Here is a 24,218-nt window from a genome sequence, read left to right on the forward strand (position 1 = left end):
GCAAAAAAATTAGGAGGCGCTCTTGCCTCCTAGCTAACCTTGCTATTTATCACTTCGTAGTGATATTTCTCCAATGGCAAAAGCTTGTACTTTGCCTTCACTCTCAAGCAGTAGCTCACCATTTGCATTAATTCCTTGTGCAATACCGTGGATTTCAGCAACTGCTGTCACGAGTTTAACCGGTTGTTGATAAAAACAGTCAAATTGTCTCCAGCGCGTTAAATAATTGCCAAGCGGCACTTGTGGAAACTCGTTTAGCATTTGCTGTAGGCGCTTAGCAAGCATTGCCGCTAATTCATTGCGATCAAAATGATATTTCGCTAAATCTGCCCACGGTTGATTCACAATAGCGGGATCAATAGCGTTCATAGCTAAATTCAAGCCGATGCCGATCACAATCGCAATACCGCTACGATCCACCTTGCTCTCAATTAAAATCCCCCCTGCCTTTTTGCCTTGATAGTAAATATCATTTGGCCATTTAATTTGAATATCTGCTACTCCAAGCTCATTAAATGTTTCCGCAATTACCAAGGCAACGACAAGGCTAAGTGAAGAAAGCTGTTCATTTTGCGGTAGTGAGTACTTCCATAGCATGGAGAAATAGAGATTTTGTCCCACTGGCGAATACCATTGTCGCCCTCGCCGCCCACGTCCAGCCGTTTGGGTTTCTGCAAGGCAGACTGAACCGCAGCGCAATTCATTACAATGATTGAGTAGGTACTCATTCGTTGAATTAATTTCATCAAATACGACAACTTCACCATATGGCAAGGTCTTTTGGAGATAAGCTTGATTAAGTAAATTCATCGCGTTACCTGCTCACTATCCACTTCGCCATGGCGCCCCATAAAGCGTACTTCAGGGTGAATTTCAATAGCAAATTTTTCTCGCACCTGACGGCGAACTTCTTTAGCTAAGGCAAGCACATCACGACCTAGCGCATTTTCTTTATTGATTAGTACCAATGCTTGCTGAGTATGCACTGCTGCCCCGCCAAGCTGGAAACCTTTTAAGTTACACTGATCAATCAGCCAACCAGCAGGAACTTTAACTGAACCATTAGCTTGTGGATAGTGCGGTATATTGGGGTAAGCGGTCTGAATTTGCGCAAATTTTGCAAAATCGACCACAGGATTTTTAAAAAAGCTCCCTGCGTTACCAAATTCATCAGGATTAGGTAGCTTGGCCGCACGCACAGCGCAAACTTCATTGAAAATCTGTTGCGCAGTCACAGTCTGCGGATCAAATTGAGTTAAAGAGCCATAAGTCAGCACAGGTTGCCACGCTTTGGCTAATTTCAACCCTACCGCAATAATCGCATAGCTATCTTTATATTGATGCTTAAAAATACTTTCCCGATAACCAAATTGGCACTGCGCTCGCGTCAGACGGGAGATTTCTCCAGTATGTAGATTGAGTATTTCAACAAAATCACATGCTTTTTCAAATTCAACGCCATAAGCCCCTATATTTTGGATAGGAGCCGATCCCACACAACCCGGAATCAATGCAAGATTTTCTAAACCCGGAATATGTTGCGCTAATGTCCACTGCACTAATTCGTGCCAATTTTCACCACCTTTCACATAGAGATAGTGAAAATGCTCATCTTGTTGATGCTCAATACCTTTGAGCTGATTACGTAAAACGACACCATCAAAGTCTTCTAAAAACAGTACATTACTACCCTGCCCAAGCATTAGAATGGGCAATCCGGCTCGATAAGCTTTTTGCCACTCATCAAACCACTGTGCTGCGGAGTGAATATCAATAATCTGACGAGCTTTAACAGGTAAATGAAACGTATGGAATGGAGTGAGAGATTGCATAATTTTTCCTTCTACCTTCTGTTCTGCCACGATAGGCAGCTAGAAGGTAAATATCATTCAAAATATCGTTAAGTTTAGCCTATTTCTAGCAAAATCAAAAACGAGTAATTCTGTTTAAAATATGCCATAATCGGCAAATTATTCTTTACAGGACAGAAAACGATGAATATCCGAGATTTAGAGTATTTAATCGCCCTTGCTGATGTAAAACATTTCCGCAAAGCTGCCGATCTCTGCAATGTGAGCCAACCAACACTGAGCGGGCAAATCCGTAAGCTTGAAGATGAACTTGGTACTATCTTATTAGAGCGCACTAGCCGTAAGGTGCTATTCACCCAGGCAGGTTTAATGTTAGTAGAACAAGCGAAAGTAGTCTTGCGTGAAGTCAAAATTCTCAAAGAGATGGCGAGCAATCAGGGCAAAGAGATGTCTGGCCCACTACATATCGGAATTATTCCGACGTTAGGCCCATACCTCTCGCCAATTATTCTACCAATCTTGCAAAAAAGTTTCCCTGAGCTGGAGCTCTATATTTACGAGCTGCAAACGCACACGCTCATTGAACAGCTTGAATCTGGGCAACTTGACTGCGGAATCCTAGCACTCGGTAAAGAGAGCGAAGCGTTTATTGAAATTCCCCTTTTCCGCGAAAAAATGTTATTAGGTGTTTCTAAACAACATGAGTGGGCAAACCAATCGCAACTTAATTTACACCAATTACGCGATAAAGAAATGTTGATGTTAGATGACGGACACTGCTTAAAAACACAAACTATGGATTATTGCTTATCGGTTGGCGCAAAAGAGAACGAACACTTTAAAGCAAATAGTATTGAAACACTGCGCCACATGGTTGCGGCTAACTCTGGTATAGCATTTATTCCTGAGCTTGCCACTAAAATCTCACACACGGAAAACGTACAGTATATTCACTTTAACGAGCCGGAGCCTTACCGTGCGATTGGTTTAATTTACCGTCCTGGTTCACCATTACGTGTCCGTTACGAACGTTTAGCAAAAGAGGTTCAACGTATTATGGAAGAGGCACAATGAGCATTGGAATTCGAGCTGTACAAAAAGAAAAAACCCGTCGAGCATTGGTTGATGCCGCATTTAATCAACTTTCTGCTGAAAAAAGTTTCTCAAATTTAAGTTTGCGAGAAGTCGCTCGGGAAGCGGGCATTGCACCAACCTCATTCTATCGCCACTTTAAAGACATGGATGAACTGGGTTTAGCCATGGTGGATGAATCTGGTTTGATTCTACGTCAGCTCATGCGCCAAGCCCGCAAGCGTTTGGAAGAAGGCGGTAGCGTGGTGGTCATTTCGGTGGAAACCTTCTTTGAGTTCATCGAAGAACGCCCAAATATGTTCCGCTTGCTGCTACGTGAAAGTTCTGGCACTTCTCAAGCATTCCGTACCGCAGCCAGCCGAGAAATTCAGCATTTTGTCGCTGAACTAGCAGAATATATTCAAAGCAAAAATAAAGTGAGCCGCGAACTTGCCTATGTTGAGGCTGATGGGCTTGTCACCTTGGTATTTACTGCTGGTTCACATGCATTAGATATGAATAGCAATGAACGGCAACAATTAAAACAGCGCGTAGTAACACAATTAAGAATGCTTGCACGTGGCGCCGCTTGTTATGCCCAAATAGAGAAAGAAAAATGAGTAAGAAAAACTCGCTAATCATCACCTTTATCAAAAATATTTTTCTTTTTGGTAGCCTGTTTATCATTATGAGCATCATGATGGACTGGTATCGTAAACCAAGCGCACCCGCTCAATTTGAGCAGCAGGTGCAATACGATATCCAACAACAGCCTAAAGTAATTGCTCAACTTAGCCATGACAAACCTATGTTGCTCTATTTCTGGGGAAGTTGGTGTCATTTTTGTGAATTTGTTTCACCGACTATTCAACAATTTTCCGAAGAGGGATTAGCGGTATTAGGTGTTGCATTAAAATCAGGTAACGACCAAGAAGTACAACACTATCTCAGCCATAATGGCTACACTTTTGCGAGTTTAAATGATCCAACAGGAGAATTTTCGCGCGCTTGGGATATTCAAGCCACGCCAACTATTTTAATTATTAAAGACGGTAAAATCATCAACCACACTACAGGCTATACTAGCTATTGGGGGCTAAAATTTAGAGTGTGGTTAGCTAGTTTCATTTAAAGACCTAAAGGAGAAAAGCTATGTACTTTGTCAGTGGTAACAGCGGCATTACCGATGCCTCACTCAATATCGCGCTTGAAACATATCTGGTAGAAAACCGTTTAGTCGATGAGCCTATTTTACTGTTCTATATCAACGCCCCTTCTATTATCGTTGGGCGACACCAAAACACTGTTGCCGAGGTGAATCAACCCTATCTAGATGAAAAAAATATCCAAGTTGTCCGCCGAATGTCTGGCGGTGGTGCGGTATATCACGATTTGGGTAACCTCAATTTCTGTTTCATTAAAGATAATGACGGCTCAATTGGCGATTTTGCTGGTTTCACCCAGCCCGTCATTAAAGCATTGCATCAGCTCGGTGCAACAGGAGCCTCGTTACAAGGCCGTAACGATTTACTCATTGACGGAAAAAAATTCTCAGGCAATGCCATGTATGCCAAAGGCAATCGCATGACAGCGCACGGCACAATCTTATTCGATTCTGATTTGGAAGAAGTGACTCGCGCACTCAAGCCCCGCAAAGAAAAAATTGAATCACACGGTATCCAATCTATCCGTAAACGGGTTACCAATATCAAGCCCTACCTAGCACCAGAGTACCAATCGTTAAATACATTTGAATTTCGTGACCATCTACTGCTCCAAATTTTTGGTGTCGAAAATCGCCAAGATATTAGAGAATATGTACTCACCGATGATGATTGGCAAAAAGTACATCAACTACGTAAAGAACGATTTGCGAACTGGGATTGGAATTATGGTAAATCACCAGAATTTAGCCTTGAATATGCACAGAAATTCCCAGCAGGATTAGTAGAATATAAATTAAATGTTGAACAAGGGTACATTAAAGCCATTCGAATTTACGGTGATTTTTTTGGAATGGGTGAAATTAATGACTTAGAGCTCGCTCTTACAAACGTAAAATATGAAAAAAATGCGGTACTCAATGTATTCCAACAAATTGATATAAAACACTATTTTGGCAATATTGAAGCTGAAGCACTCGCTGAGCTTCTAGTAAACGGTGTTTATGAATAAACAAAGCATGCAAGCGGTGAAAATTTTGTAAAATTTTACCAAGATTTAACCGCTTGGAATTGATATGCCCAAACAAGCTGTTAAATCGTTGTTCAAGCCAAATTTCTTTCTTTACCGACTCAATTTTTCCACTGTGCCAGAAATTTTCATTGAGATCTCTAATTATGAACAAGGTAGGCATAATTGCCTACCTTTGTTTACCATATTTAAAACTTGGCATTCGGTGCAAGCAGTTTTAACAAGGCTTCATCGTGGTGATGAACTTGTTTGATGTGATTATCAAAAATCATGGTTGCCCCACCTTCACGGTTATAAGCGTCCCATTGCGGTAAATCGCCACCATTTGGATTACCTGTTTTAGCGAAGTTTGCCCAAGCGGTACTCATCGTTTCGGCGAGTTTTTTGGCTTGTTCACCGCCACCTGTGGCTTGTTGCGTTTTGTCTATGTTATTGAATACAAAAGCAATTTCAGCGGTGTGGTAGCTCATTGGAATGCCATTAAACACAGGCGTATCCCAACTGAACACATAGTTATACACCGGAGCGGTTTGTTGATCCGCTTTCAAACGGGCGGTTTTTAACGCAGGGGTACGCAAAAAGGTATCCACATAAAGCGCATCAGCGATATTACGATCTGGATAAGCCTGTTTGAATGCTGCCACAATGTCTGCGGTTTTATCGCCAAATCGTTCGGTTAATTTTTGCTGTTTTTGCTCGTCCGTCCAAGTATTGCGGTTGTCGTTTTGGTATTTCGCTACGTCTAATTGCAATGGGAAACTCATCCATTCAGTTAAGTTTGAACCGACCAGTAACGGAATGTTTTTCGCCATTTCAGGGTATTTTTCGCCCACAGGTTGTTCTGGAATGTAACTGCCGTCTAAGGTTGGCGCCCATTGCAAGTTAATTCCGCCTTGTAATCCTTCAAGCTGTAAGGCTTCAGCGGTCTGTTTTAGGGCTTTATCGGTTGCTGCATTAATTTGATCAGGGGTAAAGTCTGCCAATTTGGCTACATCTGTAATGCCTAAATTTTCAAAGGTAAACTCTGCTACTTTACGGCTTGCCTCACGACTGGTTAATGTCATACCCATTTTCTCCACCGCACCGCTTTGCACAATCGCTTTATGGAACAAGCCTTGTGCCGCAGGAGTTGCCATTAGGGTAAGCACTTTTGCTCCACCGCCACTTTCACCGAAAATATAACCGCTTGCAAAAAACAAAAGGCCGTTTGAAATTGATTTTTCAGACGGCCTTTGCTTTTGCGGCGTGCAAGCGGTGGTTTTTTATCAAAATTTTGCAAAATCTCCCGAAAAAACGACCGCTCTTTTGCTTTATTGATTATGCTGGCGGAAGTATTTTTATTGCTTTGTATTCGGCCAAAAGCTGAAAATCAGCCGCCGAAAACCGCTTGATCAAAACGCTCCGCATATGCCGCCAAATTCGTTTTTGAGCGGGCATATTCGGCGATTTCGGTATCGATCGGAGTGAAAATCAAGCCTGCTACGACAGGAACGACAGCCACATCGGCCGAGCTGATTTCATCGCCGAACAGATAGGCTTTTTCACCCAGATAATCGCTGATTGCATCTAAATCCTGCATGGCGAAGCGATAGACATCTGACTGGCTGTGTAAGCCGATGCCGTGTCCTTTCAGTTGGTTGAGTGATTTTTCTTGTAATGCGGCAAAAATCGCTTCGGCTTGTTCCGCTGGCATACCGTCAAACATCGCCGTCATGATAAACGGCTTGCCGATGGGGTCGATAAAGCGGTTGTATACGCCCGCCCAGTACAAATGTTCTTCCGCCATACGGGCGAAAGCGTGTCCGACCGCTTTTTGTTCCGCCGTTAAAGCGCGGTCTAAATTCAAGCCGTATTTCGTCTGCAAATGCTCGGCGATAACGTGGCTGTCGGCAATCAGTTCATCGCCGTCTTTCAACACGGGCACTTTGCCTTTCGGCATTTGGCTGAAATCGCCTGCGATTTCTTTCTCAAACGGCACGCCGGCCAAACGCAATAATGCTTCTGCTTTCCACGCAAATGGCGATGCACTGCGAATTTTGCCGCCGCCGGCGACGGTGTAGAGTGTTAACATCATTTTTCTCCAGAATAAGGGGGATAAATATATCAAATGTATATCAAATGTATATCAAATGTATATCAAATGGTCAATATTTTAGCTTTTCGATTTTTACTGGCTAGATTAGGCGGAATCAGCCCGGCCACCCAACGTTCGTACTCAATCGGGTTGTGAATCCAGTAAATATCCAGATAATCGGTATTGAAGCGGGTCATACTTGCCGCCGCCATTTTTTCCACCGAGTTATCGTACATTTGTGCTAACTGCGGGGTGAATTTCGTCGAAATAATCAGATTTTCACGTTTGTAGGGTTTCATCAGCTCGCCCAAAATATCTTCGGAAGCCCCCAATCCGTAAGCGGTGGCGGAATATGGCTTGCAAGCTCAGTTTAAATGTGCGTGGATTAGTTTGACCGTACATTCTGATCTTGCCGCCGTTGGGCTAACTGCGGCTTTTGCCACCGCTTTGGGCAAGGTTGGCATTAGCTGTAATGTGGTCGCAGGGAATTATCACGACCATATTTTTGTGCTTTATGAAAAAGCGACATTAGCAATGCAAACGTTGAGAAATTTGCAAGGATAATTATTTACAGTAGTGTGACATTATGAACAAGGTAGGCATAATTGCCTACCTTTGTTTACCATATTTAAAACTTGGCATTCGGTGCAAGCAGTTTTAACAAGGCCTCATCGTGGTGATGAACTTGTTTGATGTGATTATCAAAAATCATGGTTGCCCCACCTTCACGGTTATAAGCGTCCCATTGCGGTAAATCGCCACCATTTGGATTACCTGTTTTAGCGAAGTTTGCCCAAGCGGTACTCATTGTTTGGGCGAGTTTTTTCGCTTGCTTGCCGCCACCTGTGGCAAATTGGGCTTTTTCAATGTTGTTGAACACAAACGGAATTTCTGCGGTGTGATAACTCATTGGAATACCGTCCATGACAGGAGTGTCCCAGCTAAACAGGTAGTGATACACATTTGCCCCTTTTTGATCGGCTTTTAAGCGAGCGGTTTTAATCGCCGGCAAGCGTAAAAAAGTATCCGCATACAACACATCAGCCACATTGCGTGTTGGGTAGGTTTGTTTAAATGCGGTTTGAATGTCAGCGGATTTTTTGCCAAAGCGGGCGTTTAATTTCTGCTGGATTTGTTCGTTTGTCCAAGTGTTGCGGTTATCCGCTAGGCTTTTGCCAAAATCCAGTTGCAACGGAAAACTCTCCCATTCACTGAAATTTGAGCCGATCAACAGCGGAATCTCTTTTGCCATCGCAGGATATTGTTCGCCTACGGGTTGTTGTGGAATATAGCCGTTATCCAAAATAGGCGACCACGAAAGCGAATAGCCACTACCACGCAAGGCTGGAATTTTTTGCTCTTCGGCAGTTTGTTTCAATGCTTGATTAGATGCTTTTTCTAACTCATCAAAGGGGATATTGTTGAGTTTTTCTAACTCATTACTCGCAATGCCTAAATTTTGCAAGGTAAGTTCTGCCACACGACGGCTGGCTTGTTGATTAGGTAGCGTTGCCCCCATTCCTTCTACCGCCCCGCTTTGCACAATCGCTTTATGGAATAAGCCCTGTGCTGATGGGGTTGCCATTAGGGTAAGCACTTTTGCACCGCCACCGCTTTCGCCAAAAATGGTGATGTTTTCAGGATCGCCCCCAAATTGAGCGATGTTGGCTCTCACCCATTCCAGCGATGCCACCAGATCTTGCACGCCTAAATTTGCCGAGTGTTTATACTGTTCGCCATATGCCGACAGATCCAAATGCCCCATCACATTCAGGCGGTGATTAACAGAAACCACAACCACATCTTGACTGCGAGCCAAATTCTCTCCGTGATAAGTATCGTTTTCCACCGCACTGCCTGCTTGGAAACCACCACCGTGCAACCACACCATTACAGGGCGTTTTTTGCCATCGTGAATAGCGGGTGTCCAAACATTCAGATTTTGGCATTCATCGCTCTGAGAAAATTGTCCGCCCGAAAACAGAAAAGTGTTCATCGGGTTCATCGCATTTTGTGGGCAGATGTTGCCATAGCGAATGGCTAGGCGTGTGCCGTCCCATTTTTCCACTTTTTGCGGTGGCATAAAACGCTGTGCTGTGGCATAGGGAATGCCTTTGTAAGTCAAAATGCCGTCTTGAATATAGCCTTGTAGCATACCTTGTTCGGTTTGCACCACGGCAATGCCCGAACCTGCCTGAATTTCCGCTTGGGCAAGCGGAGAGAAAAGAGAAAGGGTTAAAAGCGAAAGGGATAATTTTTTCAACATAGTGAACTCCAACATTGATTAAGTAATGCACACATTATAATGAAAAGAGATTATTTTGATTAGATAGGGTAAAATTGATAGGCTTGTGAATTAAATTCAATAATCAAGCGGTCAATTTTTGCAAAAAAACGGCAAAATCCGACCGCTTGTTTTCCCTTACTTCTTTATTTCACATTCGCATTCAACACTTGCTGTGCCGATTTGCCCAATTCGCTATTTTGCGTTGCTACAAAATCCACAATCCGTTGCAGCTCGCTTTTCGGCAAGCCTAAACGATGGCTGATGTTGATGTGCGAACGCATTTGGGCTTCCTGCCCGCCTAATGCCATTAAAGTCCCGACGCTGATCAACTCACGATTTAACGGGCTGAGATTATCCCGGCTGAACAGATAGCCGAATAAATGGGCTTTTAATGCGTAGTCCACACCGTCCGCCCCCCATAAAGTTTCTGCTGGCGTATTGCCTGAAAGCAAGCCTAGCATTTTTGTGCCGTTTGTATAGTGGTCTTGCCCGTTCGTTGGGGTAGCAGGCTTCCCTTGCTCATCTTTAATGCCTTTTTCCGCTCTCTCTTTGAGCAAATTTTGGAAAGTCAAAAGCCCGTTTAACGCACGGGGAAAGCCTGCATAGGCGTATTGATGGGTAAAGACTTCGCTGATTTCACTCACGGTTAAACCTTGTTCTAAGGCCTCGATCAGTTCCTTTTTCAACGGTTCTAATTTACCCTGTGCGGTGAAATAAGCAATTTTGACCATGGCTAATTGACCTTCCGCAAGCGGTGTATTTTGGCTGATTTTTTGCAAATCTTGCACTTCAAGCGGCTCTCGTTCCACTTTTTCCAGCCAAGTCGCTTTATTCTCTTTGGCATTCGGGGCGATAGCGATGTGGCTCATTCGGCTAAACGGCGTTGCACCGTGCCAATGTTTCACATTCGGCGGACACCAAACTACATCGCCTTTTTTGATGTGTTGAACGGGTTTACCCCATTCCTGAGTGTAGCCTTCGCCTTCGGTAACGATCAAATATTGCCCCTGTGAGTGGGTGTGCCAGTCGGTAATGGTATTGGGCTGAAATTCCACAATAGCGTAACCGTCTTGACTGTTTTCAGGACTTGGCAATCGGGTAAAGCGTGCCTGACCTGAAAAATGCTCGGCAGGGGCAGTATTCCATTGATAATTTTCGTAGTGATGATATGTCTGTGCGTCATCGGCAAATACGGGGGAAGCCACCGCCCCGATCAGGGCGGTTGTCAAAAATAATCTTTTCATCAGCGATCATCCTTATAGATTTTTCCCGAAAAATTCGGTTAATTTTTCGGAAATCTGTTTTACATATTCGGGGTTCCAATAGGTTTCAATGTGAGTCGCATTCGGCACTTTGAACAATTCTTTGTTTTGCGTACCGCTTGCATTGGCGAACACTTCTTCGGTCATATACAAACTATCGGCTTTTTCGCCTGCAATCATCAGCAACGGCTGATTGATCAACTCCACATTGGTATTAACATCAAATTCCATTAAATCTAAAAGCGAGCTGACCGTGCTATTGGTTTGCGAATTAGGGTGTGCGTGGGTTTGGGCATAGTATTCGTAACCTTGACGATACATATCATACGGCAAAGCCGCCACCTGTTCAGGCGTTAAACCGCTACCGAAGGCCGGGGTGTAAGCCACTTCGCCGGTTTCCGTTTCTTTCAAGCGTGCTGCTGCGGCGTCCGCAAGGCGTTGTTGAATGGTATCGACTTGGCTACGCATAAAACCGTTACGGCGCGCATCACCGGTGTTGAACATAGAAATGGTTGCAACGGATTTGAAGCGTTTGTCCGTTTGTGCCGCTTTAATGGAATAACCGCCGCCACCGCAAATGCCCAATAAACCTAAATGTTCGGTATCCGCCCCTTTGAATAGCGAAATAAAATCTGCCGCCGCACGAATATCTTCAATGCGGTTTTGCGGCTTGTCGGTATAGCGAGGCTCACCGCCGCTTCCGCCTTGATAAGCGGCGTCAAAGGCAATCGTAATATAGCCTTGCTCCGCCAGTTTTTGAGCATACAAGCCGGCCACTTGCTCTTTTACTCCGCCGTTGGGGTGAGCGACGACAATCGTCGGGTATTTTTTATTCGGATCAAAATCGGCAGGGGTGTAAACATTCGCCGCGACTTCAATCCCCGTTTGTTTCTGTGTGTATTTTACGGGTTGAATGTTCACTTGCCCTGCGACATTTTCGGTAATCGCATTATCATAAGTTAATGTGAATGGATTTTGTTTGTAATCGGCTGCCATCACGCCTCCTGATAAGAATGAAACCAAAAGGGTTGCGAATAAGGTTTTACGGAAAGATTTTTTCATCGTTTTCTCCTGTTGCATAGCTGAATTGATTTAATGCAAAGCAGTATAAAGAAAAAAGATTATTTTGATTAGATAGGGTAAAATTGATGAGCTTGTGAATTAAATTCAACAATCAAGCGATCAAATCCTGCAAAAAAACGGCAAAATCTGACCTCTTGCACCGTTATTTATCCAAACCGTTGGCTTTCAGCCATCTTGCCATTTCGTCCGCCACTTCGGTGTTATTTAAGTCGGAAAACGGAAAATGGGTGTTGCCTTTAATGCCGATTTTCGGTAGGTGGATCACTTCGGCTTTGCCGCCGTGTTTATTCACCGTTTCCGCCCACTGTTCCGCCAGCTTTTTGCGGATAAACCACTGTTCGCCGCCCTGTGTGCCGTCTAATTGTTCGGGGATAAAATCGCCGAAGTAGATCACTATCGGGATCTGCGTGAGTTTTTTGAACTGTTCAAACGGCACGCTCATCGGGCTGACATCGCCGAATTTGCTGCTTAATGCGGAAGGTACTTCGCCTTCGGGGAAAGGAAAATTGCCCGGTTCCATCGCCACAATGCCTTTCACTTTGTCGCTTGCCATTGCCGTTGTCCAGCCGATGACCCCGCCTGCGGAATGGGTAACGAACACGCCGTCGCCTGTTTTTTCAAACAATTTCGCCATACTGTCGGTAATCACGCTCACATTAAACGCCCCTGTGGCCGGGGTCATTGAGCGGAAAAATTGTTCCTGTGCCGCTTTGTCCGCAGGGAATGCCACGCCTTTATTCATTTCGGGATAAACGCCGATACGGAATTGGGCATACCAAAATTGCTCATCAGGCACTGCACCCATTTCGGCTTTTTCGGTGCTTTTGCCCGCCTGCCCACTTCTTGGCTGATCGACCAAATAGATCGGGTAGCCTTTGCGTAAAAAGAGCGTATCAAAGCCTTCCCGCCCATCTGGTGTGGTTTGCCAAGTGCGAATTGAGCCACCATAGCCGTGTAAAAAGACAAGCGGTGTTGATTTTGCTTTATCAGGGATTTGATAAAAAATAGAAGCGTGGTCGCCGTGCAAGGTCATTCCGCCCGCTTTCACGCTTGCCCCATAAGCGTCCCAAAATGACGCACTGTTTTTGTCGGCAATTTCCGCAGGAACAGGCGTGTAGCTGCCCTCGCTGGTTTTCACCGTACCTCCTACGGCAAAACTGCCTTGTTCGGCGATGATTAACGGTGCTTTGGCAAAAGCGGTTTGAGTTGCCAACAGCCCAATAACAAGTGTAGTAAGAAGAGATTTTTTCATCATTTTATCCTCTAAATTCAGCTAACCATTTGATCATTTTTGGATCACGGTGATCAAAAATAATCTCATTGCGGTTAAGGGTGGCAATGTCGGCGAGATCTTGGCTATCGAGCGTAAAATCCAAAATCGCACGGTTTTCGGCAATGCGTTCCGCTTTTACCGACTTTGGAATAATCGCCACGCCCCGTTGATTGAGCCAACGCAGCACCACTTGTGCCACCGATTTGCCGTGTTTTTCGGCAATTTTACCCAACACCGGGTTGCTGAAAATCTCAAATTTCCCTTCGGCAAGCGGTCCCCACGCCTGTTGCACAATGCCCAATTCTTTGTGGAACGTCACTTCCGCTTCTCGCTGATAAAACGGGTGCGTTTCAATTTGATTGACCGCTGGCACAATTTCACGGCAAGTTACCAAATCCATCACTCTATCCATATGGAAGTTGCTCACACCAATCGCCCGTGCTTTGCCCGCTTTGTAGAGATCTTCCATTGCCCGCCACTGCTCGTACACTTCGCCGAACGGCTGGTGCATTAAATAGAGATCCACATAATCCAACCCTAAGCGGTCAAGGGAATCCTGCAACGCTTTTTTCGTGCCTTCATAGCCGTTTTCACGCTGAATCCAAAGTTTGGTGGTCACGAAAATCTCTTCACGGGGAATACCGCTGGCTTTAATCGCCCGCCCTACGCCCGCTTCATTGCCATAAACCGCAGCGGTATCAATCAAGCGATAACCAGCCTGCAACGCCTGCAACACCGCTTTTTCCGTTTCATCGTCAGACACCTGATACACCCCAAACCCAATCATCGGCATTTCTACGCCATTGTTTAAAATCACTTTTTCCATTGTTTTCTCCTGTTAGAGGCACTTTGCCCCGATTGATTGACTGGGAATAAGTATAAAACGTGAAGATTGTTTTGATTAGATGGGGGAAAGTTGATGGGCTTGTGAATTAAATTCAATAATCTTTCTGTTTCTTATTGTTTAATGCGGGTAAATAGTTTCCATTAGTATCAAATACTAGTGTTCGTTAGTAACGAATAGATTGATAACAAGAAAGATTTTTACAAGCGAATCAAATCACCGAAAAAACACCACCCACACGCCAATCCGTGTTGCATAAGCCACTGCAATCAATATTGCAAAAAAATCAAAATAAAAGACCGCTTGCGATTCGTTGTAATCAAAATAAGCAAAATCTACCTGCATCAGTAAATAGGGCAAGAGTTCCCGTTCGGCAAACACCCAAAAGCCGTAAGCGGCGATAATCGTCCAGCAGGTGGGGATGAGGTATTTCGCCAGCCAGTGTTCCAGATCCAAACGGTAGGCGTTGGCGAATAGGTTGGTAATCGCTTTCCAATGTAGCCCTAAATGCACGCCGACAGCAATTTGCAGCCAGTGGGTGCTGGTCATATGGATTTTGCGGGTGAAATCGTCGGTCAGGTGGAACGGCATTTCGGCAAACAGGTGCTTAGAGAGCAAAATACCGCTGATACAAGCGGTTAAAAACAGCAAAAAAGTGGCAAAATTTACGGTGGTTTGAAAGGCTCGATAGCCGTTGTATTTGCTCGTAAACAGCTTTTTCAGCCACCACGTATTGAGTGTTAAATGGGAAATCATCAGAGCGAAAAACACCAATCCCAGCCATTCGTGGGTGATTTCTTCATATAAATGATAGCCGAATAATGACAGCAACACGGCGGTCATTATCAGGTCTTGGGCGAGTTGGAAAAGGTATTTTTTCTTCATAATTTTTCTCCCCTCTTTGAAAAAGAGGGGCTGGGGGAGATTTTTAGGCTCTTCAAAATCGCACAAATCTCCCCTAACCCCTCTTTACTAAAGAGGGGGATCCGTTTATTTAACGTACCCATTCTCTTTCAAAAACGCCGCCAATTTCGCTTCCACTTGGGGTTCGGCACGCACGCTTTTGTGTAGGTAGGCTTCAAAACCGTCTTTGACGATAGCGTTCGGGGCTAATTTTTTCAATTCACGATCCGTACCGCTGAAACGGCTGCCGCCGTGTCCGACAACTGGCACAATGGTTTTGCCGCTGAAATCGGTTTGTTCAAGCAGGCTGTACCACGCCATCGGGGCTTTATACCACCAAATCGGATACACCAAAAATACCGTATCCACACCGTCCAAATTCGGCAGGGCTTTTAATTCGGGTTTGATGTTTTGACGTTGTTCGTTTTGGGCGTAATCCAATAACGGCTGGTGCGTGGTAGGGTAAGGCTTGACGGTTTCCAAGCGGAACAGTTCGCCCCCTGCGGTTTTCTGAATCTCTTTGGCAAGATATTCGTTCGCCCCAAGCATTTCGCCGTCTTTAATCAATTTACTTGCCCCTGACACGCCATCCACCAGTTGCTCAGCGGTGTAATTTTCAGGCTGTGAAAAGTAGATAATTAAGGGGTTAGCCGACAGTGCTGTTGCCCCAAGTAAAGCGGTTAAACTGAGTGCTGTTTTTGCAAAAAAATTCATTTTAATTCTCCATCATTACATTATTACGATGATACAAAACACCACAAATAAAGCCACTAACAGCGATTTTTAACTGGCAGGCTTTATTTGCCGATTGATAGAATTTAAATAAGTATAAATCGTTAAGATTATTTTGATTAGATAGAGTAAAATTGATAGGCTTATGAATTAAATTCAATAATTGGAAAAATAATATGGAAAACCTTAACGATCTGCGTGCTTTTGTATTGGTAGCACAGCATAAGAGTTTTACCAAAGCAGGAGCGTTGCTTGGGGTGTCGGCTTCGGCGTTGAGCCATACGATTAAAAATTTGGAAGTACGTCTGAAAACCACGTTGCTGAATCGCACCACTCGTAGTACTTCCACGACCGAAGCGGGCGAACAACTTTATCAGCAACTTTTGCCATTACTGGGCGATATTGATCAGTGCGTAAGCGATTTAAGCCATTTTCGGGATACCTTGCAAGGGCGGTTGCGAATCAATGCCAACGATCACGCTTTTATCTTTGTATTGTGGGAAAAATTTCAACGTTTTATTGAAACTTATCCCGAAGTGGAATTAGAGTTGATTAGCGATCATAAATTTGTGGATATTGTTGCGGAAGGATTTGATGCTGGCATTCGTTTAGGTAGCGATGTGGCAAAAGATATGATTGCGGTGAAAATTTCTGATGAAATGCAGATGTGTGTCGTGGGTTCGCCTGACTATTTCGCTAAATACGGTATGCCACAACACCCCGATGATTTAGCAAATCATCGCTGTATCCGCTTCCGTTTGCCGACATTGGGGGGAATTATGCCATGGGAATTTAAAATGCGTGATGGCAAAATGCATAAAATTCAACCGCAGAGTAATTTGATTGTGGGGAGCAGCCGTTTGATGAACCATGCTTGTTTGAATGGGCAAGGGCTGAATTGGACACCGAAAGACAGTGTGGCAAAAGAACTAAACAGCGGAGAATTGATAGAAGTGCTGGCTGATTATGCTATCAGCTACGAGGGCTATCATCTCTATTATCCTAATCGCCGACAAGGATCGCCGCTCTTTCGGGCGTTGGTGGACGTTTTAAAAGTGTAATACTCATGCAGTAAAGTAATGATTGCTTGATGCCAAAATAAAAATATTACGGCTCGGGCTTTTAGCGATCCCGTACATAAAACACCATAACTTATAGCTAGACGAAACCTAGCTATCAATAAAAACTTCGCCTTTTAAACACATTTTTGCAAAATTCCGCTAAAATCCTACCGCTTGTTTTAATTGGAGAAATCTATGCAAACTCTAAATGTTGCCATTGCTGGCTTTGGTTATTCAGCCCGAGTTTTTCACACCCCCTTTCTCGCTACTGATGCTCGTTTTGCAGTAAAAAAAGTGCTTGAACGTCACAGTGAACGCGCCCATGAGTTTTTCCCCAATGCCGAAATTGTACGTGATTTTGCGGCATTGCTTACACCTGAAATAGAGCTAGTCATCATTACGACCCCTAACCAAACTCACTATGAAATGGTGCAATCCGCATTGCTTGCTGGCAAGCACGTACTAGTGGAGAAACCCTTAGTAGCAACAGCTAAACAAGCGTTTGAACTTGCCGAGCTTGCAAAAAAACAAGGCGTGCTACTCACAGTGTTTCAAAACCGCCGTTGGGATAGTGCTCCTGCAACTGCCCAAATACTGTTGGAGCAAGGTTTATTGGGTGAGCCTGTCGATTGCGAGATTCGCTTTGACCGCTATACCAAAACGAAAAATGTTAAAGCGTGGAAAGAAACAGGCGAACAAGGCACAGGGCTAGTATATGATTTAGGCGTACATTTAATTGATCAGGCGGTATATTTATTTGGTAAACCACAAGCCGTGTTTGCTGATATTCGCTATCAACACGATGATGCGCTTTCCGATGATAATTTTGATATTCACCTTTACTACGAAAGTGGTTTAAAAGTAGTTTGTGCCGCAGGTAAATATGTACGTGAGGCAGGTAATGCATTTGCACTGCATGGAAAACGAGGATCATATGTAAAAGCTAAAGTAGATCAACAAGAAAACCGTTTAGCGCAAGGCATTCAGCCTATTGGAGATTGGAATAGCGAAAACGAATCGGATTGGGGCATTTTGCATACAGAAATTGCAGGCGAAGTGGTACGTAAAGCTTACCCAAACGCCCCTACCAGCTACAAAGACTTTTACGATAATCTCTTCCTAGCAATCAGAGGAGAACAGCCATTATTAGTCACTGCCCAACAAGCTGCCTTCGTGCTACAAATTATTGAAACCGCATTTGAGAGCGCCAGATCAGGGCAGAAAGTGACTATTTAAATTGCACTATTTTTTCGAGATAAACTTGATTTAATCCTATATCGTACTAACCAGATAAGTACTAGATATAGGATTATTTCATTCTCGTTTTTATACATCTCACCAATTAGGTATAGGTGAAATCATCTCCTATTTTTCAGTTAACCTTTTAGGCTTGCCATATCAATGACAAAGCGGTATTTCACATCAGATTTAAGCATACGCTCATAAGCCTCATTGATATTTTGCATATCAATCATTTCAACATCTGGCACAATGTTATGCTCGGCACAAAAATCCAACATTTCTTGAGTCTCTTTAATTCCTCCAATCTCTGAAGCTGCTATAGAGCGTCGCCCTAAAATCAGCGGAACAGTATTAATAGTTTGCTCTAACTCCCCAACAAGCCCCACTAAAACAAGCGTGCCATCTAAAGCCAAGGTTGGAATATAAGGTTTAAGATCGTGGGTGTATGGCACAGTATCAATAATAAGGTTGAATTTATTGTGTACTGCTTTCATCTGTTCGTTGTCAGTAGAAAGCACCACATGGCTTGCTCCTAATCGGAATGCATCATCAGATTTATTCAGTGAGCGAGTAAATAAGGTCACCTCTGCGCCCATGGCTTTGGCCAATTTTACTGCCATATGTCCCAAACCACCCAAGCCAATAACCGCAACTTTATCACCAGCCTTTACCTTCCAATGACGAAGCGGCGAATAAGTCGTGATCCCAGCACAAAGCAATGGAGCGACTGCTTTGGTATCTAATTTTTCTGATACGTGTAAGACAAAATCTTCGCTTACCACAATATTGGTACTGTAACCACCTTGTGTCAGCGTACCATCAAAACGATCCTCTGAACCATAAGTGCCAATATTACCTTGTTCACAGTATTGTTCCAAGCCGTGTTGGCATGGCGAGCACTCTCTGCAAGAATCTACCATACAGCCTACACCAACTAAATCACCCACTGCGAATTTAGTGGCTTTATTGCCCACTTTCACCACTCTGCCAATGATTTCATGACCGGGCACAATAGGATAGGTGTGTGTCCAGCCCCAGTCATTACGCGCGGTGTGTAAATCTGAATGGCATACGCCACAGTATAAAATATCAATTAACACATCATCTTCACGTAATTCACGGCGTTCAAATGAATGTGGTGCCAAAGGCGTTGTTGCTGAAAAAGCCGCATAGGATTTTACAGGGTAGCTCATCGCAGACTCCTTAATGTTCAAATGTTAATAATCACCTGTTGATTTGGCTTGTTAACATCATTGAGATTTAAGCAATCTGTTGTACCAAACCGATATCAACTAAGCCAAAAACAGCGACATGATAGCACCCGCCAATATAGGTAATTTCAACTAATACTTCACTTTTTTAAGTGAGTTCTACAGCAATTTTTAATAGCTCATTTGGGGCAAAAGCCACTACCATATATAGGATTTAAAGGTGCTCCTTTATTTTGTATTTTTTACCCAAAAATAACCGCTTGTAAGCAAGCGGTCTGATTGAATAATTATTCTACAAATTTCACCACTTCATCAAATGACTTACGGGCTTTTTTACGGATTTCTTTATCACGATAACCGAAGGTACACATCACCGAAATACCCCACTCGTTTGCATCAAACAAGCCTGCTTCAGAGAGAATTTGATTGACTTTATCGTAATCAAAGCCTTCAATTGGGCAACTATCAATCCCGATCATTGCCGCCCCTGTCATCATATTGCCTAATGCGATGTAGGTTTGTTTACTTGCCCAGTCAAATAGCGTGCGTTCATTTTCAGCCACTTTGCTGTCATTGACTTGGAAATTGCGATATTTCTCAATAACCGCAGGCATTTGCTCTTCGGTAACACCACGTCTAAGCATAGATTCTCGTAAAAACTCGCTGTCATAGCGTGCGTTTTTCTTCGCTAAAATCACCACGATATGGCTAGACGTTTCCATGGTTGGAATCCCCCAGCAGTAAGGTTTAATCGCTTGGCGGAGTTCAGGATTTTGTAACACAATAAATTCCCAAGGCTCAGAACCGACTGAACTTGGGCTGAGGCGACCTAATTCTAAAATATAGTGCATATCCTCAGCAGGGATTTTTTTACTGCCGTCATAAGAACGGGTTGAAGCACGATAGTTGAATGCGTTAAGTACGTCTTCTTTGTTTAAAAAATTCATTTGAGTTCTCCAAATTAAAAATTACATAAAGCCCCGTTGGTACTGAGCTGGTACAAATTGCATTTCCTTACTGTCTGCGGCATTTTGTTGGTATTGTGCATTTAACACCCAATAAGGGTCACGCAATAACGCACGCCCAATCGCCACCAAGTCGGCATTGCCTAAGCCTAATACGTGGTCAGCAACCGCTGGATTATCCAACATTCCTACCGCAATAACAGGCACGTTTGTTGCTTTTTTCACTTTTTCAGCAAGATAAACTTGATAACCTGCGTAAAATTCTGGGTGATTACCTGCGTGTAAAACGCCATCACCACCACCGCTGACATCTAAAATATCTGCCCCAGCCGCGACAAATCGTTTTGCCACCTCAACGCCATAATTACTATCAAATCCATCTTTGCCGTATTCTTGCGCAGAGATACGCACAATTAACGGCATATCAGCTGGCATCACCGCTTTTGCCGCTTTAGTCACTTGTTCACCAAAAAGCATTGGATCTTGACCATATTCATCGGTACGTTTGTTTGATTTTGGCGAATAGAATTGGTGGATTAAATAACCGTGTGCCGCGTGAAGTTCAATCGCATCAAAGCCAGCTTCTACCGCACGTTTTACCGAGTTTTGGAAGGCTTGGACGAGTTCTTTGACTTCATCAGTGCTTAATTCTCGAGGTGTGATGAGATTTTGCCCTGCATAGTCTAACTCACCATAGTGAATGGCTGAAGGTGCAACCGCATTTGGCTCATCTTGTGCCTTACGGCCAGCGTGGGCAATTTGTACCGCAATTTTGGCACCATTTGCATGAACGCTATCTACTAGCCGTTTAAATTGAGATTGCTGTTCATCATTCCATAATCCCAAACAATTTGGTGTGATGCGACCATTTGGTGCCACGTTTGTCATTTCCACAATAATCAAGCCAACACCACCGATAGCACGGCTGGTGTAATGCACAAAATGCCAATCATTTGGCACGCCATCTTTGGCGGAATACTGACACATTGGTGGCATCACGACACGATTTTTCAAATCTAAATTTTTAATAGTAAATGGAGTAAAGAGTTTTCTAAATTTTGCCATGCGAAATTTCTTATTATGGAAATATTTGGGGAGATAATAAAGAAGTGATATTATCATTTCAAATTGATAATTCTTATATTGAGATATAAAAATGAACGATATTAGAACGCTTGATTTTAATTTACTGAAAGCCTTTGTGGTATTGCTTGATGAATGCAATGTGAGCAGAGCTGCAAAGCGGCTATCTATTACTCAACCAGCAATGAGTGGGATTCTAAATCGTTTACGAGAGAGTTTTAACGATCCTCTGTTTGTACGAGTACAACATGGCATGCAGCCAACGGAACGAGCATTGCAGCTTGGACGAATAGCAGAAAAAGTGCTGAAAGATATTAACTCCATGCTACAACCACCTGTGCTAGAACCAGAGAAACTCTCAATGACATTACGTATTGCCGCAATGGATTATGTGCAACAGATCATTGCTCTGCCGTTAATTTTACGTCTTAGACGACTTGCCCCCAATGTCCGAGTTGCCCTGCTGCCCGTACAAGGGCAAAATATCAAAACCTTATTTGAGCAAAATAAGATTGATCTTGCCTTAGTTAGCCAGCAGCATCTCACTAAAGATATGTATCAAAGCATACTATATGAAGAACATTATGTTTGTGTAATGAGTAAAAATCACCCAATGGCAAATGTAGTGCTTACACTGGATCAGTTTTGTGAATTACCTTTTGCTATGCTTTCCTATAATGGTGGTGAATTTAAAGGAGCGACCGATTTAGCCTTGCAAAAACTAGGACGACAACGCAAAGTGATGGTTTCGGTAAATCATATTTCACTTCTCCCCCAACTTTTGCAGGGTTCAGATTTAGTAGCCGTTCTGCCTGAACACCTTGCCCGCACATTACCAAATGTGCAGCTACAGCCACCACCTCTTGAGGTAGAAAATTTCACCATGATGATGGCTTGGCACGAACGCACAGAGCAAGACCCCGCTCATCGATGGCTTCGTAAGGTATTATCAGCCGTGCTCGAATGACACTAGCGGTCTTATTTACACAAAAATCTGCAAAACAGCGCGGGCTATCTATTCATGTAGATGATAATCAGCTACGGCACTTATTCTGCATCCCAACTAAAAAAACAATCACACCAAACCAAACAAAAGCATAACCAATCAAACCCTGTGTCGATAACGTTTCACCAAATAATAGTACACCGCATAAAAACTGTAACGTAGGCGAAATATATTGCAACATACCTAGCAACGACATAGAGATCTTCTTAGCCGCAGTCGCAAACCAGATTAATGGCAATGCGGTAGCAATACCCGAGCCAAGTAATATTGTTATTTGCAATGGGGTTAATTCTATAAATACGAAAGCATCTTGCAAATGACAAAAATAGAGATAACCCAATGCAAACGGTAACATAAGTAATGTTTCTAATGTAAAGCCAGACAATGCAGACATTGGCGCTAACTTACGAATTAAACCATATAATGCAAAACTTCCAGCAAGAATTAAAGCGATCCATGGGATCTGCCCTGCTGGTATGGCAAGCCATAAAATACCTACTGTTGCAGAACATAGGGCAATAAACTGGGTAATATTCAAACGCTCTTTTAATACTAGCCGACCAACAAACACGTTCAGTAATGGATTGATAAAATACCCCAAACTTGCATCTAAAATATGCTGATTGACTAATGCCCATAAATAAACCAACCAATTTAACCCAATCATAAAGGCTGAAAGTAAGAAAATACCTAGTACTTTTGGCTGTTTTAATACCCTCAAAACCACGGTAGTCTGCCTAAATACGATTACCAATACAATAGCAAATAACATCGACCAAATTACCCGCTGAGCCAGAAGTTGCTCTGCCGGCATTGATGATTGATAAAGCGGAGCCCAATAAATCGGAAACATTCCCCATGTCATATAGCACATTAAAGCATAGTGCCAACCTTGTAATTTATCAGTTAGTTTCATGCTGATACCCAATTATATTCCAAAGTAGATAAAAAATAGTAAACGGAAAGTAGTCGAAAGGCAAAATAGAGCAGAATCATTTACCCAATCAAGCAATCACAAATGGTTATTTAATGTTCAAATCGTAAGATTTTTTGTAAATTCTGGACTTATGTCACAAATTTTATGAAAAAAAGCCATTGCAACACAGCAAATGCTTGAGAGATCATATCCAATCCAAGAAAGCTTTCTTGGATCTTCACCATTGTTACCTTGCCCAATAAGGAGATTAATATGAGTAGCATATACAAGAAAACGAGGCTCATCCGTGAAATCTTCGCAGATATTATTGGTGAAACCAGAGTAAAGACGTTCTTTTCTTACTATGCAATTTTCAAAAATGATTTACTTTTTGGATTGTACAAGAATGATAAATTCTATCTGAGAATGCCTGAACATGCATCAGAAAATGAACTCATCAGTCAGCTTGAGCGATTAGATGATGCCAGGTTTGGAATTCATAACAAAAATTTCTACCATCTACCTCAATCAATCTTACTAAATCCGGAGGTGTATTCTCATTTAGTTAAAACCACTCTCAAAGAAATTGCACTACAGAAAAAGTTATCAAGCCTGAAGCGCCGAGAACTGATTCGTGCCCTACCTAATTTGAATATCAATATTGAGAGAATCCTAAAAAAACTTGGTATTTGCTCAATTAATGATTTCATGGCAAGAGGTGCCTACTCGATTTACGTTGAACTAATCAAGTCAGGTATTGAGGCTGATGAAACATTTTTATTCAAATTATATGGTGCTATACATCGTCAGTATATTTATACAATGACGCCAGAGCAAAAGAGAAAAATCTTAAAAGATGCTAATCAAGCCCTTTATGAAGCAGGGCTGCGTAAGCGTTTTAAGATTGATGATTAGCCTTCCGTTAGGGTAAACGGAATATAAAAAAACCGGCTAGTTTTAACTAGCCGGTTTATAATAATGGCAGGGGCGGAGAGGCTCGAACTCCCAACACCCGGTTTTGGAGACCGGTGCTCTACCAATTGAACTACGCCCCTATTGATAGATTTTCTTTTTCTATGAAAAGAGCGAGTATGAAACTCGCTTTGAAATAAAGTGGCGGAACGGACGGGACTCGAACCCGCGACCCCCTGCGTGACAGGCAGGTATTCTAACCAGCTGAACTACCGCTCCGCATTAAAAT

Annotated in this window: 25 protein-coding genes and 2 tRNA genes; 9 read left to right on the plus strand and 18 right to left on the minus strand. The window is 43.2% G+C overall.

Translation table 11 applies throughout. The annotated features are described in order from the left end of the window. Positions 1–42: 42 nt before the first annotated feature. Both EDC51_RS10370 and murB read right to left on the minus strand, forming a co-directional pair. Complete coding sequence (locus EDC51_RS10370) at positions 43–810, minus strand: biotin--[acetyl-CoA-carboxylase] ligase (RefSeq protein ID WP_131928911.1); 768 nt, start codon at positions 808–810, stop codon at positions 43–45. After that, positions 807–1,832: a UDP-N-acetylmuramate dehydrogenase gene (murB, locus tag EDC51_RS10375; RefSeq protein ID WP_131928912.1), complete on the minus strand. Its 1,026-nt coding sequence runs from the start codon at positions 1,830–1,832 to the stop codon at positions 807–809. The genes EDC51_RS10370 and murB overlap by 4 nt, the downstream gene beginning before the upstream one ends. Before the next feature lie 162 nt (positions 1,833–1,994). On the opposite strand from murB, the gene oxyR reads away from it, so the two are divergent. Genes oxyR through EDC51_RS10395 form a run of 4 tightly spaced genes read left to right on the plus strand, consistent with a single transcriptional unit; the run spans position 1,995 to position 5,057 of the window. Further along, positions 1,995–2,885: a DNA-binding transcriptional regulator OxyR gene (gene oxyR, locus EDC51_RS10380; protein WP_015431682.1), complete on the plus strand. Its 891-nt coding sequence runs from the start codon at positions 1,995–1,997 to the stop codon at positions 2,883–2,885. Beyond that, positions 2,882–3,502 carry an HTH-type transcriptional repressor FabR gene (fabR, locus tag EDC51_RS10385; RefSeq protein ID WP_015431681.1) on the plus strand — a complete coding sequence of 207 codons (621 nt, stop codon included), beginning with the start codon at positions 2,882–2,884 and terminating at the stop codon, positions 3,500–3,502. Before oxyR ends, fabR begins: the two co-directional genes overlap by 4 nt. Further along, complete coding sequence (locus tag EDC51_RS10390) at positions 3,499–4,014, plus strand: protein disulfide oxidoreductase (protein WP_131928913.1); 516 nt, start codon at positions 3,499–3,501, stop codon at positions 4,012–4,014. Before fabR ends, EDC51_RS10390 begins: the two co-directional genes overlap by 4 nt. Before the next feature lie 20 nt (positions 4,015–4,034). Next, entirely contained in the window at positions 4,035–5,057 is a 1,023-nt protein-coding gene (locus EDC51_RS10395; protein ID WP_131928914.1) for a lipoate--protein ligase, read from the plus strand. Positions 5,058–5,263: 206 nt separating this feature from the next. Here EDC51_RS10395 and EDC51_RS10400 read toward each other — a convergent pair whose 3' ends face one another. The 3 genes from EDC51_RS10400 to EDC51_RS10410 form a co-directional block, all read right to left on the minus strand. Continuing rightward, a complete protein-coding gene (locus EDC51_RS10400) occupies positions 5,264–6,274 on the minus strand; it encodes a carboxylesterase family protein (RefSeq protein WP_249038490.1) in 1,011 nt (336 codons plus the stop codon). Between the two features lie 170 nt (positions 6,275–6,444). Next, positions 6,445–7,149: a glutathione S-transferase family protein gene (locus tag EDC51_RS10405; RefSeq protein WP_131928915.1), complete on the minus strand. Its 705-nt coding sequence runs from the start codon at positions 7,147–7,149 to the stop codon at positions 6,445–6,447. A 62-nt stretch (positions 7,150–7,211) separates the two neighbouring features. Beyond that, entirely contained in the window at positions 7,212–7,448 is a 237-nt protein-coding gene (locus EDC51_RS10410) for an aldo/keto reductase (protein ID WP_249038491.1), read from the minus strand. 58 nt (positions 7,449–7,506) lie between these two features. On the opposite strand from EDC51_RS10410, the gene EDC51_RS10415 reads away from it, so the two are divergent. Then, the gene (locus EDC51_RS10415; RefSeq protein ID WP_249038492.1) at positions 7,507–7,713 is read left to right on the plus strand and encodes an ACT domain-containing protein; all 207 of its coding nucleotides are present in this window, start codon (positions 7,507–7,509) and stop codon (positions 7,711–7,713) included. 64 nt (positions 7,714–7,777) lie between these two features. Here the strand turns inward: EDC51_RS10415 and EDC51_RS10420 are convergent, their stop codons facing one another. The 7 genes from EDC51_RS10420 to EDC51_RS10450 form a co-directional block, all read right to left on the minus strand. After that, positions 7,778–9,415, minus strand: a complete 1,638-nt coding sequence (locus tag EDC51_RS10420; RefSeq protein WP_131928916.1) for a carboxylesterase/lipase family protein — start codon at positions 9,413–9,415, stop codon at positions 7,778–7,780. Positions 9,416–9,579: 164 nt separating this feature from the next. Continuing rightward, positions 9,580–10,680 carry a cupin domain-containing carboxymuconolactone decarboxylase family protein gene (locus EDC51_RS10425; protein ID WP_131928917.1) on the minus strand — a complete coding sequence of 367 codons (1,101 nt, stop codon included), beginning with the start codon at positions 10,678–10,680 and terminating at the stop codon, positions 9,580–9,582. A 12-nt stretch (positions 10,681–10,692) separates the two neighbouring features. Then, positions 10,693–11,760, minus strand: a complete 1,068-nt coding sequence (locus tag EDC51_RS10430; RefSeq protein ID WP_211335012.1) for an alpha/beta hydrolase — start codon at positions 11,758–11,760, stop codon at positions 10,693–10,695. 163 nt (positions 11,761–11,923) lie between these two features. Continuing rightward, complete coding sequence (locus tag EDC51_RS10435; RefSeq protein ID WP_131928918.1) at positions 11,924–13,036, minus strand: alpha/beta hydrolase; 1,113 nt, start codon at positions 13,034–13,036, stop codon at positions 11,924–11,926. Position 13,037: 1 nt separating this feature from the next. Then, positions 13,038–13,880 carry an aldo/keto reductase gene (locus EDC51_RS10440; RefSeq protein WP_131928919.1) on the minus strand — a complete coding sequence of 281 codons (843 nt, stop codon included), beginning with the start codon at positions 13,878–13,880 and terminating at the stop codon, positions 13,038–13,040. Positions 13,881–14,114: 234 nt separating this feature from the next. Then, on the minus strand, positions 14,115–14,783 hold the full coding sequence (locus EDC51_RS10445; protein ID WP_131928920.1) for a DUF4405 domain-containing protein: 669 nt from the start codon (positions 14,781–14,783) through the stop codon (positions 14,115–14,117). 105 nt (positions 14,784–14,888) lie between these two features. Then, on the minus strand, positions 14,889–15,515 hold the full coding sequence (locus tag EDC51_RS10450; protein ID WP_131928921.1) for a flavodoxin: 627 nt from the start codon (positions 15,513–15,515) through the stop codon (positions 14,889–14,891). A gap of 194 nt (positions 15,516–15,709) precedes the next feature. Here EDC51_RS10450 and EDC51_RS10455 point away from each other — a divergent pair, with 194 nt between their 5' ends. Together EDC51_RS10455 and EDC51_RS10460 are read left to right on the plus strand one after the other, a co-directional pair. Then, a complete protein-coding gene (locus EDC51_RS10455) occupies positions 15,710–16,594 on the plus strand; it encodes a LysR family transcriptional regulator (protein ID WP_131928922.1) in 885 nt (294 codons plus the stop codon). A gap of 195 nt (positions 16,595–16,789) precedes the next feature. Then, a complete protein-coding gene (locus EDC51_RS10460; RefSeq protein WP_131928923.1) occupies positions 16,790–17,830 on the plus strand; it encodes a Gfo/Idh/MocA family oxidoreductase in 1,041 nt (346 codons plus the stop codon). A 140-nt stretch (positions 17,831–17,970) separates the two neighbouring features. Here EDC51_RS10460 and EDC51_RS10465 read toward each other — a convergent pair whose 3' ends face one another. From EDC51_RS10465 to EDC51_RS10475, 3 genes are all read right to left on the minus strand, one after another. Beyond that, entirely contained in the window at positions 17,971–19,029 is a 1,059-nt protein-coding gene (locus tag EDC51_RS10465; protein WP_015431669.1) for an NAD(P)-dependent alcohol dehydrogenase, read from the minus strand. A gap of 305 nt (positions 19,030–19,334) precedes the next feature. Next, positions 19,335–19,994 carry an NAD(P)H-dependent oxidoreductase gene (locus tag EDC51_RS10470; protein WP_015431668.1) on the minus strand — a complete coding sequence of 220 codons (660 nt, stop codon included), beginning with the start codon at positions 19,992–19,994 and terminating at the stop codon, positions 19,335–19,337. Positions 19,995–20,015: 21 nt separating this feature from the next. Then, positions 20,016–21,077, minus strand: a complete 1,062-nt coding sequence (locus tag EDC51_RS10475; RefSeq protein ID WP_131928924.1) for an NADH:flavin oxidoreductase/NADH oxidase — start codon at positions 21,075–21,077, stop codon at positions 20,016–20,018. A gap of 91 nt (positions 21,078–21,168) precedes the next feature. Between EDC51_RS10475 and EDC51_RS10480 the strand changes: the two genes are divergently transcribed. Next, positions 21,169–22,062, plus strand: coding sequence for a LysR family transcriptional regulator (locus EDC51_RS10480; RefSeq protein WP_015431666.1), 894 nt, complete (start codon positions 21,169–21,171; stop codon positions 22,060–22,062). A gap of 67 nt (positions 22,063–22,129) precedes the next feature. Here EDC51_RS10480 and rarD read toward each other — a convergent pair whose 3' ends face one another. Continuing rightward, entirely contained in the window at positions 22,130–23,017 is an 888-nt protein-coding gene (rarD, locus tag EDC51_RS10485; RefSeq protein ID WP_015431665.1) for an EamA family transporter RarD, read from the minus strand. Between the two features lie 273 nt (positions 23,018–23,290). On the opposite strand from rarD, the gene EDC51_RS10490 reads away from it, so the two are divergent. After that, complete coding sequence (locus tag EDC51_RS10490; protein WP_015431664.1) at positions 23,291–23,932, plus strand: TfoX/Sxy family protein; 642 nt, start codon at positions 23,291–23,293, stop codon at positions 23,930–23,932. Between the two features lie 64 nt (positions 23,933–23,996). On the opposite strand, the gene EDC51_RS10495 is transcribed toward EDC51_RS10490, so the two are convergent. After that, a tRNA-Trp gene (locus EDC51_RS10495) sits at positions 23,997–24,072 on the minus strand. 59 nt (positions 24,073–24,131) lie between these two features. Continuing rightward, positions 24,132–24,208 (minus strand) — tRNA-Asp (locus EDC51_RS10500). Positions 24,209–24,218: the final 10 nt, after the last annotated feature.

Origin of the sequence: Bibersteinia trehalosi, from assembly GCF_004346205.1 — a bacterium.
Classification (GTDB): Bacteria; Pseudomonadota; Gammaproteobacteria; order Enterobacterales; family Pasteurellaceae; genus Bibersteinia; species Bibersteinia trehalosi.